A 17,900-nucleotide genomic window follows, 5' to 3' on the forward strand; every position below is an offset into this window, starting at 1 on the left:
TCAGTTGATTGGATCTGTAGTTTATCGCGTGAAATTGGATCTTTAACATTTTTATCTAAATGTACCCATGACGATGGTGTGTCTTTGAGTGCATTTGCCATGAATGTTGTCCAAATTGGTAGGGCTGCAACGCCGCCGTATTCTCTACGACCTAATGTGCGTGGCTGATCAAAACCAACCCAAGCTACCGCGACTAACTTTCCATTAAAACCTGCGAACCAAGCATCTTTTGCATCATTGGTTGTACCTGTTTTACCACCTAAATCATCACGACCAATTTTAAGCGCTGCACGACCCGTACCATGTTGAATTACATCGCGTAAGATATTCGCCATATCATATGCTGAACTTGATTTTAATATACGTTGAGCTTGACGATAATCGCTATTGGTTTTGGTGTCGACTGCAGAAGTCGTTGTTTGTGCGTCTGAAGCTGCGAGTGCATCATCTAAAGATTCATTAGTGATCTCTTTGGTTTTAGCTTCTTCTACAGCTTGTTGTTCTGCATAAGCATTTGGATTGTTGATACATGGGATGCAGGCATATTCAGGTTTTGCCTCATAAATAACTTTACCTGTTGCATCTTCAATACGTTTGATGAAATGTGGTTGAATTCGATATCCACCATTTGCAAAAGTAGCATAACCAGTAGCCATTTGAATTGGTAATACCTGTGGTGTACCTAAGGCAATTGTGTAGTTGCGAGGAATCTGTTCTTCTTCTAAACCAAAGTCCATAAACAGCTGTCTAGCTCGTTCAATTCCTACATTTTGCAATAAACGAACCGAGACCGTATTTCGAGAAAGGTAAAGCGCACGACGTAGAGGGATCATCCCAAGATAGCGTCCATCAGAGTTCTTTGGTGACCATTTCCCAATACGGATCGGGCTATCATTTACCATGCTATAGGGTGTCATACCTCGTTCTAAAGCGAGTGCATAAACAAAAGGTTTAATGGTCGAACCAGGTTGTCTCCAGCCTTGCACAGCACGGTTAAATTTCGATTGATAAAAATTATATCCGCCAACGACTGCTTCAATTGAGCCATCATTTGGGTTTAAGGCGATTAATTGCCCTTGAACTTTTGGAACTTGGACCAGTGACCAGGCTGATTTGTCTTCATTAGGACGTAAGCGGATAATGTCCTTTACCTTCACAATTTGGGATGCGCGAGAAGGCGCACCACCAACGCTATTCGCATTGCGATAAGGACGTGCCCATGACATGCCTGACCAATTTACGGTGACAGTCGAGCCATCTTGCATCAAAGCTTCAAATGAATTGGTATTTACTTTGGTTACTTGCGCTGGAAAAGTATTTGCATATGCCATAAATTGATTAAGTGGTTTGTCGTGATCTTCAGGACCACGCCAGCCATGTCGTCGATCATACGCCTCTAAACCATCTTGAATGGATTGTTCGGCGAATTTTTGTTTGTTGCTATCAATCGTTGTGTAAACTTTATAACCAGAATCAATCGCTTGTTCACCAAAATGTTCTACTAGTTCAGAACGAACCATTTCACCGACGTAAGGATGAACATTACTCACAGAGCGATCAATCATATTGAGATTGATCGGTTCAGCAACTGCTTTTTGATACTGTGATTGATTGATGTAACCTAGCTGTAACATTCGACCTAAAATCCAGTTACGACGCTCTAAAGCACGTTCAGGATTTACGACTGGATTGTATTTCGATGGTGCCTTAGGTAAACCAGCAATCATCGCCATTTGAGCGATACTAAGTTGATCTAAATTTTTGTTGTAATAAATTCTGGCTGCCGCAGCAATTCCATAGGCATTTTTACCTAAAAATATCTTATTTACATATGAACTTAAGATTTCTTGTTTGGTTAGATTTTGCTCTATTTTTCGTGCTAAAAATACTTCGGTAAGCTTACGCTTAAGTGTCCTTTCTGGGCTTAAATAATAGTTTTTCGCAACCTGCATGGTGATTGTTGAGCCACCAGTTTGTACGTCGGAACCTGTAATTGATTCAGTGAGTGCTCGACCTAAACCTTTGAAACTGATGCCATTATGTTCGAAGAAAGAGGAGTCTTCCGCTGCTAAAAAAGCATGGATAAATGTAGGGGGGATTTGCTCATATTGAACTGGAATGGATAGCTTCCCACCATATTCTGCAATTAACTTATTATCAGCTGTATACACCTGTAATGGCTTCAATAATGGCGCTTTTTTAAGAGAGCTCATATCTGGTAAAGAGGGTGCTAGATAGAGATACATGCCATAAAAACCCATTGGAAGTGAGACTAAGATAATAATAAGCATCAAAAAAAATGGGCGAACAATGCCAGAACTGGATAGCTTTTTCATAATAAGTAAGTTTTAATAAGAGCGAATGGCAAACTAATTGTGGTCAGTATATCCTTTAGACATACGGATTGTTAGATGAGATATTGTATCCGTATAAATTAAAGACCAAAACAAATTAGTGTGTTGTATTTTTGGGGATAAAAAAATAAATAGGAAAGTACTGTGCTCAGGTTATATCGTAAACCAAATAAGGGGTTAGTGGGTGTCGATATTAGTTCGACAACTGTTAAGTTATTGGAACTCTCTGTTAAGAACGGTCGATATTGGGTTGAAAGTTATGCATTGATGCCACTACCTGAAAATAGTGTGGTTGAGAAAAGCATTTTAAACCCAGAAGCAGTTGGCGACGCGCTTGAACGAGTTGTTAATCTTGCAAACCCTCACACTACCAATGTGGCTATTGCCGTGCCTACTTCGATGGTCATTAATAAGATCATCGAGATGGATGCTGACATGACGGATGATGAACGGGAAGTTCAAATTCGTATGGATGCAGAGCAATATATTCCATTCCCATTAGATGAAGTTAGTTTGGACTTTGAAGTCTTAGCTGATCGATTGGCAAATCCTAATCGTGTCAATGTGTTATTAGTCGCTACGCGTACTGAGAATGTTGATTCACGTGTTGAAGTTCTGGAACTAGCAGGTCTAAAGGCAAAGATTGCTGAAGTCGAAAGTTATGCGATGGAGCGTGCTTTTAGTGTATTCGCTGATACGCTACCTATGGGTGCGAATACAGTGGGTATTCTAGATATTGGGCATACGATGACGACGTTATCGGTCATGCAAAAAGGTAAAATTATCTATACTCGTGAGCAAGTATTTGGTGGAAAACAACTTACTCAAGACGTTCAAAATCGTTATGGTTTATCTTTTGAAGAAGCTGGTCGAGCTAAAAAAGAAAGAAGTTTGCCAGATGATTACGATACCGAAGTTTTAGAACCATTTCTTGATGCAGTTGTGCAACAAGCTGCACGTTCGCTGCAATTCTTTTTCTCATCTTCTCAATTTAATGAGATTGACCACATCCTGTTAGCAGGTGGTAATGCCAATATTCCAGGTCTAGCTAAACTGTTGCAACAAAAGCTAGGTTATCGAGTAACGATTGCCAACCCATTTTTACAAATGGGCTTTTCTCCCCAAATCGATATCAAAAAAATAGAAAATGATGCTTCATCATTGATGGTGGCATGTGGATTAGCATTGAGGAGTTTTGATTAATGGCAAAGATTAACTTACTCCCTTGGCGTGATGAGCTAAGAGAACAACGAAAGAAACAATTTATTGCATATTGTGTAGGGGTTGCTGCATTAGGTGTGGCATCAGTTTTGGCGGGATGGGGTTATCTTGATTACAAATTAAATGATCAAGAGCAAGCGAACCAACTGATTGTGAGCACAAATCAAAATCTTGATGCTCAATTAAAATCCTTAGATGGCTTGCAAGAGCGACGTAATGCAATTATTGAACGGATGAAACTCATTCAAGGTTTGCAAGGTCAAAGACCTGTTGCTGTACGTTTAATCGATGAATTGGTGCGAGTAACTCCGCCAACCATGTATTTGACTAAATTTACACGTACAGGAGATAAGTTCACGATTGAAGGTAAAGCTGAAAGTCCAAACACAGTAGCTGAATTACTGAGAAATCTTGAAGCATCACCTTGGTATCGCAACGCTTTTATGAATTCCTTTTTAGCGGCTGAAGAGAAAAAAGACAAAACTGTCAGCTCGCTTATACCTCGTATTGAAGAAAACTATGGAAGTTTTGTTGTAACTGTTGATCTTGGTGAAATAGGCACAACAGTTGAAGCTGACCCATTAGCAGAAACGGTCGCATCAGGAACAGTGGGGGCAGCACAATGAGTCAAGAAGAATTAAATGAACTCAATCAAGATGTTGCTGTAAAGAAAAAGAAAATGACAGTAGAGCAATTCTTTCAGCAATTTAATACGCTTGATATGAATAATTACGGTAGCTGGCCGCTATCTGTAAAAGTGACATGTTGGATTTTTGTTTTTTTAGCTGTTTTAGCACTTGGTTACTTTGTTGTTATTAAATCTCAGCTTGAGCGTATTGCTAATGAAGAGGCTAAAGAGCAAAGTTTATTGAATGAATTTAGAGAAAAAGACTCTAAACTGCGTAATTTGCAGCGTTACCAAGCTCAGTTACAAGAAATGGAAGCTAATTTTAATCAGCAACTAGAACAATTGCCGAAAGAAACTGAGATTCCAAGTTTGGTTGAAGATATTAACTTGACTGGTGTGAATTCGGGGTTGAAGTTTAAGAATATTCGCTTAGAAAATGAGGTTAAGCAAGAATTCTTTATTGAACAACCGATTAGTATTGAAGCAACTGGCGATTATCATGCATTTGGAGCATTTGCTACAGGTATTGCTGCACTGCCTCGAATTGTAACTTTACATGATTTCACGGTTGAAGCTTCAGAAGATAAGACGAAGAAGTCAGATATTCCTGTTGTGAATTATTCTGTTAAAGCCAAAACCTACCGTTATGTGGGGGCTGATGATGCAGCAAATACTGAGGTTGGAGCGGCGGTACCTCCTCAGAATAATCCACCTAGTCAAGGAGGAACTAACTAATGAATAATTATAAATTATTATTTAGTTTTATGGCTGGGCTTGTTTTGGTTGGGTGTGATTCAAAAATTGACGCCGTAAACCAAAAAATGGCTGAAATTCGGAACGAACCTGCTTTACCTATTGAGCCAGCACCGGTATTTAGCCCTGTACCATTATTTAACTATTCAGCACATCAATTGAAAAGTCCATTTATGCCAAGCTCATTGGCGGCTGAGTTGAAAATAATGGCGGGTAAACGTGTTTATCCAAATTTCAATCGTCAACCGCAACCACTGGAAAGTTATGCGTTGGAATCCCTAAATATGAAGGGTAGCATGCGTGGTAAAACCAATGAAACGATAGCACTGATTCAGACCCCTGATCGACAAATTGAGCGGGTGCAGGTTGGAAACTACTTAGGAATGAATCAAGGTCGAGTGGTAAAAATTAGTCCGACTCAGATTGATTTGGTGGAAATTGTACCAGATGGGCGTGATGGTTATGTGGAGAGACCAAGAACACTCGTTCTAATTGGTATGGCACCATAAAATTAAGGGAATAAAAATGAAAAAACAGATTAAAGATTCTTTATTTGGGGAAGCGAAGACCATGAATCATGCATTCCGTCAATTTTCTATGGCTGCGGTTGCAATTGCTATTTCGCAAGTAGCTTCGGCACAGGTGGGTATTACAAATATTGTGCCGATGAACTTGGGTGATCAGGGTACTGAAATCAGAGTCATGTTTAATGGTTTGCCTCCTCAACCACAGGCCTATCAACTTGAGCAGCCTGCTCGTTTAATTTTAGATTTTGATAAGGCTCAGCAGAACTTAAAGCAAACGTCTATTCCTGTTTCAACCAATGAGGCAAGTTCCGTCAATGTGGCTGCAGATGATCAGCGTGCACGTTTGATTGTAAATTTAAAAGACTCGGGTGCTTTCACAACCCGTGTTGAAGGTAATACTTTTGTTTTAAAAATAAATTCTGCAAAACCAACATTAATCAGTAATCCTACGGTTGCTACTCGACAAGTTCAACAAGGTGTTTCCAATATTGGTTTTCAAAGAGGAAATCAAGGTGAGGGGTTAGTTGTTATTGATTTATTGGGAGGTAATACACCAGTAGATGTACAACAACAGGGGAGTAAAATTGTTGTTCGCACTCTTGGAAATAAAATCCCAACTCACTTGGCACGTCGTTTAAATACTAATGATTTTGCGACCCCAGTAGCAAGTATTGATGCTTATAACGACAAAGGAAATGGGGTTATTACTATTCAATCTGCAGGTAGCTATGAGTACATGGCTTATCAGGCAGAGAACAAACTTACAATTAGTTTAAAAAGACCAGAAGATAAGTCACCGAATAAAGCTAAACCACAAAGCTATACTGGAAATAAAATTTCATTAGATTTCCAAGATATCGAGGTTCGCCGTGTTTTGCAATTATTAGCAGACTTTACCGGAATCAATATGGTTGCTGCTGATACTGTACAAGGAAATATTACACTACGTCTTAAAGACGTTCCTTGGGATCAGGCTCTTGATATCGTTTTAAAAACAAAAAATTTGGATAAACGTCGTAATGGAAATGTAATTTGGATTGCACCAGTTACGGAGTTGATCAAAGCGGAAGAGGATGAGGCGAAAGCAATTGCTCAAAGTGTGAAGCTTTCACCTTTGCAAACAGAGTATATTCAATTGAGTTATGCGAAAGCGGCAGATATTGAGAAACTGATCACACAAGGTAAAAATGGCTCAGGTAATGGTAATCGTAATCAGGGAGCTAATGATCTTTTAGGGGATAGTGTAGGTAGTTTATTGAGCCCCCGAGGAACAGTTTCAATTGACCCTCGCACTAATACATTGATTATAAATGATACTTCTCAGAAAATTGATCAGATTCGTAAAATGATCGATTTGCTTGATGTGTCTGTTAAGCAGGTCATGATTGAAGCACGTATTGTGCGTGCGAGTACAGACTTTACTAAAGAAATGGGGGTAAAGTGGGGGGTGTTATCTAAAGGGATTGCATCGAATAATGATTTGCTTGTAGGGGGGAGTGATCAAACCTTGTGGGATTTACGAGGTGAACCAAATAATACGGGGGGGTATGATGTTGAACGCCCAGATAATCTGAATGTGAATTTAGGTGCTGTAACCCCTGGTGCAAGTCGCATAGCATTTGGTTTGATTAGTCTTTCAGATTTCATGTTGGACCTAGAGTTATCGGCAGTTCAAGCTGATGGTTATGGTGAAGTAATCTCAACTCCGAAAGTTCTAACCGCAGATAAGCAAGCTGCAAAAATTGAATCAGGGACTCAAATTCCTTATTCATCTTCTACGGGTGGTGGAGCTAATGCTGTTCCAAAAACTGAATTTATTGATGCGACCTTAAGTTTGGATGTTACACCAAGTATTACCCCTGAGGGTAAGGTGATGATGAAATTAAACATCACCAAAGACTCACCAGGAACACCAACACCTACAGGGCAGCTAACGATCAATAAAAACACGATTGATACAAATGTCGTGGTTGATAATGGTGAAACTGTTGTGCTTGGTGGAATTTTTGAGCAAGAAAATATTAATTCTCAGACCAAAGTTCCATTCTTGGGTGATTTACCTTATGTTGGGAAATTATTCCGCAGAGAGTCTAAACAAGACAATAAACGCGAGTTGCTTATTTTTGTTACGCCGAGAATTGTTAATGACACTTTGACAAGAAATCATTAATATATTTTCAATAGTCGCAATGAATATAGGTGGCGCGTTGCCAAGCAAAGCGTTTGAATCCCTACCAAATATTTATTTGGTAGGGCCAATGGGGGCAGGTAAAACAACAGTTGGTCGGCATTTAGCAGAATTGTTAGGTCGTGATTTTATTGATAGTGATCATGAAATCGAACGTAAAACAGGCGCTACCATTCCATGGATATTTGAAAAAGAAGGTGAAGTGGGATTTCGTTTACGCGAGACAAATGTATTAAATGACTTAACTTCTCGTTCATCATTAGTTCTAGCAACAGGTGGTGGTGCAGTTACTCAAGCAGAAAATCGTCAATTCCTTCATCAGCGAGGAATAGTTGTTTATCTTTATACGCCTGTAGAACTTCAACTGCAGCGTACCTATCGTGATAAAAATCGTCCATTACTTCAAGTTGAAAATCCTGAAAAGAAACTCAGAGAATTGCTAGAGGCGAGAGATCCACTCTATCGCGAAGTTGCTCATTATATTATTGAAACAAATCAAGGTGCAGCAAGAGATTTAGCTCACAGAATTCTTCAGTTAATTTTATCTAAACAAGTCAAGTAATTTATTTAGTGGTTAATGCTATGCAGACGTTACATGTAGAGTTGGGGGATCGTCGGTATCCGATTTTTATTGGTAGTCATTTAGATCCCAAGAGATTACTTGAACCTTATCTGCACGGACGACAAGTGATGTTGGTATCGAATACAACTGTCGCGCCTTTATACGCTGAGCATTATAGTGAGGCTTTAGAACAATTAGGTAAGCAAGTTGCAACTTGTATCTTGCCTGATGGCGAACAGTACAAGGATATTGCACACTTGAATCTGATTTTTAATGCCTTATTAGAATCTGGTTTTAATCGAGATTGTACGGTGCTGGCCTTAGGTGGTGGAGTTGTGGGTGATATGGCAGGTTTTGCATCTGCTTGTTTTCAACGAGGTGTAAATTTCGTGCAAGTTCCTACAACTTTACTATCTCAAGTTGATTCGAGTGTTGGGGGGAAAACAGGAATTAATCATCCACTGGGTAAAAATATGCTGGGTGCGTTTCAACAACCTCAAGTTGTACTTGCGGATATGGCGCAGTTAGAAACCTTGCCTGATCGAGAGTTGTCGGCGGGATTGGCAGAAGTGATTAAATATGCCTTACTTGGTGATCTTGATTTTTTAAATTGGCTTGAAGAGAACATGGATGGGTTGGTTGCTCGAGATGCTAACCTATTAGCTGAAGCAGTTTATCGCTCTTGTGCTCATAAGGCTAGAATTGTTGCAAATGATGAGAAAGAGCAAGGTGAGCGAGCTTTGTTGAATTTAGGACATACATTTGGGCATGCAATAGAGTCTTATTTAGGTTACGGTGTTTGGTTGCATGGAGAAGCTGTTGCTACGGGTATGGTGATGGCTGCTGATTTGTCTGAACGTTTGGGTTGGATCTCAAGGGGAGATCTTGAGCGTACAAAAAAAATCATTCAACGTGCTCGTTTACCGATATCATGTCCAAAAATTCCTCTTGAAGAATTCTTAGCTTATATGGCACATGATAAGAAAGTTTTGAATGGTCAATTGCGTTTGGTTTTGTTGAAACAACTTGGACAAGCAGTGATCACTAAGGATTTTGATGTTGAGCTGATGAAACAAGCAATTCTTGCAAACCAAAGCGCGTAATTAAAATTAGGGTAATATGGCTGTGTCACGATCAATTTGGCAAAATATTCAACAGTATAGCTGGCTTTTTTTCTCTATCGCTTGTTTGGTGGCTGCACTGATATTTTGGGCTGTAACGGATCGTGATGCACTTGTTGAGGTGGATCACCCTTCTAAAAATGAAGCACAGGTTGAAATTAAGTCCGAAAAAGTAACAGCGACTACGAATTTAGGTGCATTAACGAATGAGGTTAAACCACTAGATCTGACAACTCGTGTTGTTGTGTCGAATGAACATGCACCTGAATTCCGTGGAACAAAATTTATCAGTGAAAATCAACGTCAATGGGTTGTTGAAATTTTTCGTAGTTCGGATGAGGCAATTGTTAAAAACTTTTTGTTGAGTCGTGCAGATCGGAATAAATTTAGTTATTTCCGTTTGAGTGGTGATCAACAAGTTGAACAATATGTATTGGCATATGGTCTTTTCCCAAACGCTGAAGAAGCTAAACGTCAATTTTCCCAACTTAATTTAGTTCTACCAAAATCAATACATCCGACCATTCATCAATTATCTACTTATACGTCTTATGTAAATGATTTAGGCTCAGATGAGTTAAAGTCAGCCTCGAATCAGTTATTTGAAGTGCGATTGAAGCCAGCAGCATTACCTAAAATAGATGAAACTTTATTGATGAGTGGGCAGCAGGCGAAAGGTTCATCAAATACCGTTACAACTCAGAGTGTAAATACATCGACAACTGTGACTACAACTGTGACTCAGCGCGATGCACAAGGTAATGTAGTTAATGTTAGACAAAGTCAGTCTAATCAACAAAATAACAGCTCAACTCCTGAAGAAATAAGAGAAAATTCAGATTCTTCCAGAAGAGAAGTAACGGATCCGTTTAATTAATATTGCATTAAAATGGTGCAAAATAGTTCAAAATTGTTGCATTAAGCTTTTTTTTGGTGCAATTTTGTTCTAAAAGGAAACGTCGCATATCTTTATAATTTTTAGTTATTTTAACTTTTTTAATGATTTAGTAAATTTATAATTTTATGGCATATTTTTTGCATCGTTGTGGTGCTAATTTATCTGCTCATTGCTCTTTTTAGTGCTAAATGATTCATTATTTTGGTGAAATGTAAAGTTTTTGTGCTTTACAAAGAAGTGTGAAGGTGTAATAACTAAAAACACTTTGTATGGTGAAATGCGATGAATCTCCTAGCAGAACAGCGTATATTGCAAATCCGCCAGAAAAAATGTTTTCGCGAAGCATTGAACTTTATATGAGTTGATCGGCAATATCGCAGAAAATGAATTGATTGTTTGTTGCTCGAAAGAGCCATGTTGAAAGAAGGGTACGCTATGCACATGCCATCGCCTAATACTGTAGCTCCCGCTCAAGGTTTATATCAACCTGATGAGTTTAAGGATAACTGTGGTTTTGGTTTGATTGCCCATATGAAGGGTGATTCAAGTCATCATCTTGTGGAAACCGCAATTCACAGTTTAAGTTGCATGACGCACCGTGGTGGTATTGCCGCAGATGGTAAGACGGGAGATGGGTGCGGATTGCTATTGGCTATGCCGAAACAGTTCTTTCGTGACGAAGCTCAGAAGTTAGGTACTAATCTTACTGAGATTTTTGCTGCGGGTACTGTATTTTTAAATATTGACCCTGCTTTAGCTCAAAATGCCAAAAATATTCTGAACAAAGAAATTACAGCTGAAGGTCTTACCGTTGCAGCATGGCGTGTTGTGCCGACAAATAATGATGCTCTAGGTGAAATTGCGTTGCAATCACTTCCAGCATTTGAACAAATTCTAGTGAACTGCCCTATGGGTGTCACTGAAGTTGAGTTTAATCGTAAACTCTTTTTAGCGCGTCGTCGTGCTGAACAACAATTACAAAATGATCCTTTATTTTATGTGACTACTTTAGCCACAACAGTGATTAGCTATAAAGGCTTGATGATGCCTGCTGCTATTGCTGACTTCTATACTGATTTGGCAGATGAGCGTCTAAAATCACATATCGTTGTATTCCATCAACGCTTCTCAACCAACACATTGCCGCGTTGGCCATTGGCTCAGCCTTTCCGTTATCTTGCACACAATGGTGAAATTAACACTATTACTGCAAACCGTAACTGGGCTTTGGCGCGTACTCCAAAATTTGAAAACCCATTACTTCCAGGCTTAACTGAATTAAATCCAATCGTTAACCGTACAGGCTCGGATTCTTCAAGCTTAGATAATATGCTTGAAATCTTAGTTGGTGGTGGTATGGATTTATTCCGTGCACTACGTATGTTAGTTCCACCAGCTTGGCAAAACGTTGAAACCTTAGATGCTGACTTACGTGCTTTCTATGAGTTCAACTCTAAGCATATGGAAGCTTGGGATGGTCCAGCAGGTTTGGTTATTCAAGATGGTCGCCATGCAATCTGTATGCTTGACCGTAATGGTTTGCGTCCGGCACGTTGGGTGATCACTAAAAATGATTACATCACACTTGCATCTGAGATCGGTGTATGGGGGTATGAACCAGAAGATGTGGTATCTAAAGGTCGTGTAGGTCCTGGTCAAATCCTTGTTGTAGATACACTGACAGGTAAAGTACTCGATACTAAAGATGTTAGTAACCATCTTAAAAACATGCGTCCATACCGTGAATGGTTGCGTGATCACGCAATCCGTTTGCAAGCGAACCCACAACTTGAAGAACAATTAGTTGATCAAGGTTTAACTGGCGATGCATTAAAAGCAGCTCAAAAAATGTTTATGGTAACATTTGAAGAGCGTGATCAGTTGTTACGTCCTATCGCTGAAAGTGGTCAAGAAGCGGTTGGTTCGATGGGCGATGATACGCCAATGGCAGTATTGTCTCGTCAGGTACGTCATGTGTCTGATTATTTCCGTCAACAGTTTGCTCAAGTAACCAATCCACCAATCGATCCATTACGTGAATCGATTGTGATGTCATTGGAAACTTGCTTGGGTCGTGAGCAAAACGTATTTGAACAAGGTCCAGAGCACGCTGACCGCATCATTATTTCAAGCCCTGTATTGTCAAACTCAAAAATGCAGCAGCTTCGTGATGTGGAAAAAGAGCGCGAAGGTTATGGCGTTGTTGATATCGATTTGAACTATGCTGAAGCAGAAGGCTTACAAGCAGCAATTGCTCGTATTTGTGAAGAAGCTGCTCAAGCTGTTCGTGATGGGAAAACACTGATCGTATTAACAGATAAGAACCTCCGTGAAGGCTTCTTACCTGCGAATTCAGCATTGGCAACAGGTGCCGTACATCATCACTTAATTAAAACTGGTTTGCGTACAGATGCAAACATTTTAGTTGAGACAGGTTTTGCCCGTGATCCACACCAATTTGCAGTATTGCTCGGCTTTGGTGCTACAGCGGTTTACCCTTACTTGGCTTATGATGTAATTAATGACCTAGTTGCTAAAGGCGAGTTATTGGGTGATCCAATCCACGCACAAGCAAACTTCCGTAAAGGTATTGAGAAAGGCTTGTTGAAAGTTCTTTCTAAAATGGGTATTTCGACAGTTGCTTCTTATCGCGGTGGTCAATTATTCGAAGCGGTAGGTTTATCTTCTGAAGTTGTTGATAAGTGTTTCCTTGGTGTACCAAGCCGTATTCAAGGTGCAACATTTGCAGATTTAGAAAACGATCAGAAAAAATTGGCAACAACTGCTTGGCAGAACCGTAAGCCGATTGATCAAGGTGGTTTACTTAAATTTGTATTTGGTAAAGAGTACCATGCTTTCAACCCAGACGTGATTAACTCACTTCACAAGGCTGTTCGCTCAGGTCAATATCAAGACTTTAAAGAATATGCAGAGTTGGTGAATAACCGTCCTGTAGCTACGATTCGTGACTTATTCAAATTAAAAACCACAAATTCAATTGCGCTTGATCAAGTTGAAAGCATTGAAGATATCCTTCCGCGTTTCGACTCTGCTGGTATGTCTTTGGGTGCATTATCTCCAGAAGCACACGAAGCAATTGCAATTGCAATGAATACAATTGGTGGTCGTTCGAACTCTGGTGAGGGCGGTGAAGACCCAGCGCGTTACGGCACGATTCGTAACTCGAAAATCAAACAGATTGCATCAGGTCGTTTTGGTGTAACACCAGCGTACTTAACTTCTGCTGAAGTTTTGCAGATTAAAGTGGCACAAGGTGCAAAACCAGGTGAGGGTGGTCAGTTACCAGGTGGTAAAGTGAATGGCTTAATTGCACGTTTACGTTACTCGGTACCCGGTGTGACTTTGATTTCACCACCGCCACACCACGATATTTACTCAATTGAAGATTTGTCTCAGTTGATCTTTGACTTGAAGCAAGTCAACCCTCAAGCAATGGTATCGGTAAAACTGGTATCTGAGCCAGGTGTTGGAACCATTGCTGCAGGTGTAGCAAAAGCTTATGCTGACTTCATTACCATTTCTGGTTATGACGGTGGTACAGCGGCATCTCCACTTTCATCAATTCACCATGCAGGTTCGCCTTGGGAATTAGGTTTAAGTGAAGCGCATCAAGCACTTCGTGTAAATGATTTGCGTGGTAAGGTGCGTGTACAAACTGATGGTGGTTTAAAAACAGGTCTGGATGTAATCAAAGCAGCAATTTTAGGTGCTGAAAGCTTTGGTTTCGGTTCTACACCAATGATCGCATTAGGTTGTAAATACCTCCGTATTTGCCACCTGAACAACTGTGCAACTGGTGTTGCAACTCAGCAAGATCATTTACGTCAAGAACACTATATTGGCGAACCAGAAATGTTGATTAACTTCTTCAAATTTATTGCAGAAGAAACGCGTGAATGGTTAGCTGCTCTAGGTGTTGCATCACTTAAAGATTTGATTGGTCGTGTTGATTTGCTTGAAGTTTTACCAGGTGAAACTGAAAAGCATGCTCATCTTGATCTCAGCGCTTTATTGACTTCACATCCATCTGCTGAAGGTAAAGCTCAGTATTGCCAAGTTCAAGGTAATGCGCCATTTGATAAAGGTGTATTGGCTGAGAAAATGGTTGCTGAAATGCTACCAGCGATTGAAGCAGGTACAGGCGGTTCATTTAATTTCACTGTTGGTAACTGTGATCGTTCAATTGGCGCACGTATTTCAGGTGAGATCGCACGTCGTTACGGCAACTTAGGGATGGAAAACAGCCCAGTTGTGATGAATCTTGTTGGTACAGCTGGTCAGTCACTTGGTGTTTGGAACGCAGGTGGTCTGCATATCAAACTTGAAGGTGATGCGAACGATTACGTTGGTAAAGGCATGGCGGGTGGTCGCATTTCGATCTTCCCACCAAAAGGTTCACCGTTCCAAACACAAAATACTGCAATCATCGGTAACACTTGTTTGTATGGTGCGACTGGCGGTAAGTTATTTGCTGCGGGTACTGCGGGTGAGCGTTTCGCTGTTCGTAACTCAGGTGCTTTTGCGGTAATTGAAGGTGCTGGCGATCACTGTTGTGAATATATGACAGGTGGTGTGGTAACTGTCTTAGGTAAAGTTGGTCATAACTTTGGTGCGGGTATGACAGGCGGTTTCGCTTATGTACTTGACCTTGATAATGACTTCGTAGACTACTACAACCATGAGCTGATTGACCTAAATCGTATCTCTACCGAGTCGATGGAAGATCACAAAGAAAATCTACTGCGTATCCTTGATGAGCATATCAAAGAAACAGGTAGTGCTTGGGCATATAAAATCCGTAATGAGTTCGACTTCTATAGTCGTAAGTTCTGGCTTGTAAAACCAAAAGCTGCTAATTTGCAAACGCTTTTGAAAACAACCCAAGCTGATCCACAATAATTCCACGACTGCAAAGACATAGGCAGGTGCAGAGATGAGAGACATCGCTGCGCCTACCCACGGAGAGAGACATGGCAGAACGCCTCAATAATGACTTTCAATTTCTGGATGTACCACGTCAAGATCCAGAGAAAAAAGATATTACTGTCCGCAAAGCAGAGTTTGTGGAAATTTATAAACCTTTTACAGCGGAAGTGGCTGCAAACCAGACTCATCGTTGTTTAGGGTGTGGTAACCCTTATTGTGAATGGAAATGTCCTGTACATAACTACATTCCAAACTGGTTAAAACTGATTGCTGAAGGTCAAATTTTCCAAGCAGCTGAACTTTGTCATCAAACCAATACATTGCCAGAAGTTTGTGGTCGTGTATGTCCACAAGACCGTTTATGCGAAGGTGCTTGTACTCTAAATGATGGCTTTGGTGCAGTAACGATTGGTAATGCTGAAAAATATATCAACGATACTGCCTTTGCTTTAGGCTGGCGCCCAGATATGTCTGGCGTTAAATGGACGAATAAAAAAGTTGCAATTATTGGTGCAGGTCCAGCAGGCTTAGGCTGTGCAGACATTCTTGCGCGCGGTGGTGTAAAACCAGTTGTATTCGATAAACGTCCTGAAATTGGTGGTCTACTTACATTCGGTATTCCAGAATTTAAAATGGAAAAAGATGTGATGAAACGTCGTCGTGAAATCTTCACGGGGATGGGCATTGAGTTCCGTTTGAATACTGAAATTGGTGTCGATGTAACGATCGAACAGTTGCTTGCTGAATACGATGCAGTATTCATGGGTATGGGAACATACACTTATATGAAAGGTGGTTTCCCTGGTGAAGATCTTGATGGTGTTTACGATGCATTAGATTTCTTAATTGCGAATGTAAATCGTTGCCAAGGCTGGGAAAAAGATCCAAGCGAATACATCAGCGTAGATGGCAAAAAGGTGATTGTTCTTGGTGGTGGTGATACTGCGATGGACTGTAACCGTACTTCATTACGCCAAGGTGCACATGATGTTACATGTGCTTACCGTCGTGACGAAAGCAACATGCCTGGTTCTGCGCGCGAAGTGAAGAATGCCTATGAAGAGGGTGTGAAATTCCTATTCAATCGTCAACCAATTGAAATTGTCGGCGAAAATGGCAAGGTAACAGGCGTAAAAGTCGTGACTACACAGATGGGTGAGCCTGATAGCCGTGGTCGTCGTAGCCCTGAGCCAATTCCTGGTTCTGAAGAAGTTTTACCAGCTGATGCAGTATTGCTTGCTTTCGGTTTCCGTCCAAGTCCTGCGGATTGGTTTGGTTCTGCGAATGTGAGCCTAGATGGTTCAGGTCGTGTAGTTGCAGCTGAACAGCAAGAGTTTAAGTTCCAAACATCTAATCCAAAAATCTTCGCAGGTGGAGATATGGTGCGTGGTTCTGATCTTGTCGTAACTGCTATCTGGGAGGGTCGTCAAGCAGCTGAGGGTATTTTAGATTACCTTGGTGTTTAATCCAGAAAATATTGTAAAAGACGTTGAAGTAGAGCCTGCATTATGCAGGCTCTACTATTTTCACCTTATCTTTTTGGTAGTTTTGGCAAATCGTATAAGCTATTTTGCCTTATGCTTGACTATCCTGCGGCGTAATACTCAAAGCTAGTATATAAAATCTGCAGGAACTCTAGATGGCACTTGCAAATGCAAATTCAGAGAAAGGCTATTTAAATCGTCCTAAATCTTTGGGAATTACTGTGCGTCGTTTGCAATTTAATCCTAAAAAAATTCAACGACACTATTTTGCTAATTCTCCGTTAATGTCGCATCTTTTAACTGCGTTATCATCCACTTTTCCAATTGGTGAACAATATTTTGTGAACAGTGTGCGGAACGTACGAGATAAAGTTAAAGATCCTCAGTTACAAGCACAAATTGCTGCATTTATTGGACAAGAAGCAATGCATTCTAAAGCCCATGCTGAGTTCAATGATGCATGGCGTAAAGAGGATTATAACCTTGATCGTTTTCAAGCGTGGTTGGCAAAGCGTGATGATGCACTACGAAACATTCATCCAAAATTACAGCTCGCTTTAACTTGTGCATTTGAACATTTTACTGCGATGTTAGGTGGTTACATTCTCAAACATCCAGAAATATTAAGTACTTTAGATGATGATGCAATGAAATTATGGGTTTGGCATGCAATTGAAGAAATTGAACATCGCTCTGTTGCCTTTGATGTCTATCAAGAGGTCTATGGTGATGATCGTATTCGTCGTTTATTAATGCGAAGTGTAACCACTGGTTTTGCAAGTTTGACGTTCTATGCGACCTTACGTTTAGTTTGGCAAGATAAATGGAAAAGCTTACCGAAAGTCGGTGGTAATCTATTTGGAATCTATTTACTTGTAAAAATGTTAGTTCAGCTTATTCCTGAATATTTATCGTATTATCAAGCGGATTTTCATCCTGCTAAGCATGACTATACGAAATTGGTAAACTACTGGAAAGCACGTATGGCTGACGAATATGGAATGATAAGCTTTCAAGAGGAAACCGTATCTAAAATTTACAGTTAATTAGGCAGGCAGCATAATACTCCTCGTATTGCAAAGCATTACTTCAAGCGAATTGAGTAATGCTTTTTTATTTAATCTGTAAGCGTCCGCTGAACCCCATGCCTATTTTTTAATTTGAGTTGGATTTCCAGCGATGTGGCAGTAATTCTTCTATTTGGGTCGCTTTATGCG

12 protein-coding genes are annotated in these 17,900 nt (G+C 40.3%); 11 read left to right on the forward strand and 1 reads right to left on the reverse strand.

From position 1 onward, the window contains the following. The coding region (gene ponA / locus A2003_RS06390) for a penicillin-binding protein PBP1a (RefSeq protein ID WP_286687001.1) at nucleotides 1-2,336 on the reverse strand (2,336 nt) is incomplete at its 3' end. Nucleotides 2,337-2,498: 162 nt separating this feature from the next. On the opposite strand from ponA, the gene A2003_RS06395 reads away from it, so the two are divergent. From A2003_RS06395 to A2003_RS06445, 11 genes are all read left to right on the forward strand, one after another. Continuing rightward, nucleotides 2,499-3,557: a pilus assembly protein PilM gene (locus A2003_RS06395; RefSeq protein WP_004951546.1), complete on the forward strand. Its 1,059-nt coding sequence runs from the start codon at nucleotides 2,499-2,501 to the stop codon at nucleotides 3,555-3,557. Continuing rightward, nucleotides 3,557-4,201: a PilN domain-containing protein gene (locus A2003_RS06400; protein ID WP_004909633.1), complete on the forward strand. Its 645-nt coding sequence runs from the start codon at nucleotides 3,557-3,559 to the stop codon at nucleotides 4,199-4,201. The genes A2003_RS06395 and A2003_RS06400 overlap by 1 nt, the downstream gene beginning before the upstream one ends. Next, the gene (locus A2003_RS06405; protein ID WP_004964600.1) at nucleotides 4,198-4,938 is read left to right on the forward strand and encodes a type IV pilus inner membrane component PilO; all 741 of its coding nucleotides are present in this window, start codon (nucleotides 4,198-4,200) and stop codon (nucleotides 4,936-4,938) included. Before A2003_RS06400 ends, A2003_RS06405 begins: the two co-directional genes overlap by 4 nt. Next, on the forward strand, nucleotides 4,938-5,465 hold the full coding sequence (locus tag A2003_RS06410; protein ID WP_004909624.1) for a pilus assembly protein PilP: 528 nt from the start codon (nucleotides 4,938-4,940) through the stop codon (nucleotides 5,463-5,465). Before A2003_RS06405 ends, A2003_RS06410 begins: the two co-directional genes overlap by 1 nt. A gap of 61 nt (nucleotides 5,466-5,526) precedes the next feature. Beyond that, nucleotides 5,527-7,653, forward strand: a complete 2,127-nt coding sequence (locus tag A2003_RS06415; RefSeq protein ID WP_502685950.1) for a type IV pilus secretin PilQ — start codon at nucleotides 5,527-5,529, stop codon at nucleotides 7,651-7,653. Between the two features lie 19 nt (nucleotides 7,654-7,672). Beyond that, on the forward strand, nucleotides 7,673-8,233 hold the full coding sequence (aroK, locus tag A2003_RS06420; RefSeq protein ID WP_286687003.1) for a shikimate kinase AroK: 561 nt from the start codon (nucleotides 7,673-7,675) through the stop codon (nucleotides 8,231-8,233). Nucleotides 8,234-8,253: 20 nt separating this feature from the next. Next, the gene (gene aroB / locus A2003_RS06425; RefSeq protein ID WP_286687004.1) at nucleotides 8,254-9,336 is read left to right on the forward strand and encodes a 3-dehydroquinate synthase; all 1,083 of its coding nucleotides are present in this window, start codon (nucleotides 8,254-8,256) and stop codon (nucleotides 9,334-9,336) included. 16 nt (nucleotides 9,337-9,352) lie between these two features. Continuing rightward, complete coding sequence (locus A2003_RS06430) at nucleotides 9,353-10,231, forward strand: hypothetical protein (protein ID WP_286687005.1); 879 nt, start codon at nucleotides 9,353-9,355, stop codon at nucleotides 10,229-10,231. Nucleotides 10,232-10,693: 462 nt separating this feature from the next. Further along, entirely contained in the window at nucleotides 10,694-15,172 is a 4,479-nt protein-coding gene (gene gltB / locus A2003_RS06435) for a glutamate synthase large subunit (protein ID WP_286687007.1), read from the forward strand. A gap of 71 nt (nucleotides 15,173-15,243) precedes the next feature. After that, nucleotides 15,244-16,665 carry a glutamate synthase small subunit GltD family protein gene (locus A2003_RS06440; protein ID WP_004909607.1) on the forward strand — a complete coding sequence of 474 codons (1,422 nt, stop codon included), beginning with the start codon at nucleotides 15,244-15,246 and terminating at the stop codon, nucleotides 16,663-16,665. A 173-nt stretch (nucleotides 16,666-16,838) separates the two neighbouring features. Next, entirely contained in the window at nucleotides 16,839-17,729 is an 891-nt protein-coding gene (locus A2003_RS06445; RefSeq protein ID WP_286687006.1) for a metal-dependent hydrolase, read from the forward strand. Nucleotides 17,730-17,900 lie beyond the last annotated feature (171 nt).

The sequence above is a fragment of the Acinetobacter sp. GWC1_38_13 genome (genome assembly GCF_001767535.1).
GTDB lineage: Bacteria > Pseudomonadota > Gammaproteobacteria > Pseudomonadales > Moraxellaceae > Acinetobacter > Acinetobacter junii.

Excerpts from the sequence above, each read along its gene's own strand:
- A2003_RS06405 (WP_004964600.1), top strand. The coding sequence starts at position 4,198 with ATGAGTCAAGAAGAATTAAATGAACTCAATCAAGATGTTGCTGTAAAG.
- aroB (WP_286687004.1), top strand. The coding sequence starts at position 8,254 with ATGCAGACGTTACATGTAGAGTTGGGGGATCGTCGGTATCCGATTTTT.
- gltB (WP_286687007.1), top strand. The coding sequence starts at position 10,694 with ATGCCATCGCCTAATACTGTAGCTCCCGCTCAAGGTTTATATCAACCT.
- A2003_RS06430 (WP_286687005.1), top strand. The coding sequence starts at position 9,353 with ATGGCTGTGTCACGATCAATTTGGCAAAATATTCAACAGTATAGCTGG.
- A2003_RS06445 (WP_286687006.1), top strand. The coding sequence starts at position 16,839 with ATGGCACTTGCAAATGCAAATTCAGAGAAAGGCTATTTAAATCGTCCT.
- A2003_RS06440 (WP_004909607.1), top strand. The coding sequence starts at position 15,244 with ATGGCAGAACGCCTCAATAATGACTTTCAATTTCTGGATGTACCACGT.
- aroK (WP_286687003.1), top strand. The coding sequence starts at position 7,673 with ATGAATATAGGTGGCGCGTTGCCAAGCAAAGCGTTTGAATCCCTACCA.
- A2003_RS06410 (WP_004909624.1), top strand. The coding sequence starts at position 4,938 with ATGAATAATTATAAATTATTATTTAGTTTTATGGCTGGGCTTGTTTTG.
- A2003_RS06415 (WP_502685950.1), top strand. The coding sequence starts at position 5,527 with ATGAATCATGCATTCCGTCAATTTTCTATGGCTGCGGTTGCAATTGCT.
- A2003_RS06400 (WP_004909633.1), top strand. The coding sequence starts at position 3,557 with ATGGCAAAGATTAACTTACTCCCTTGGCGTGATGAGCTAAGAGAACAA.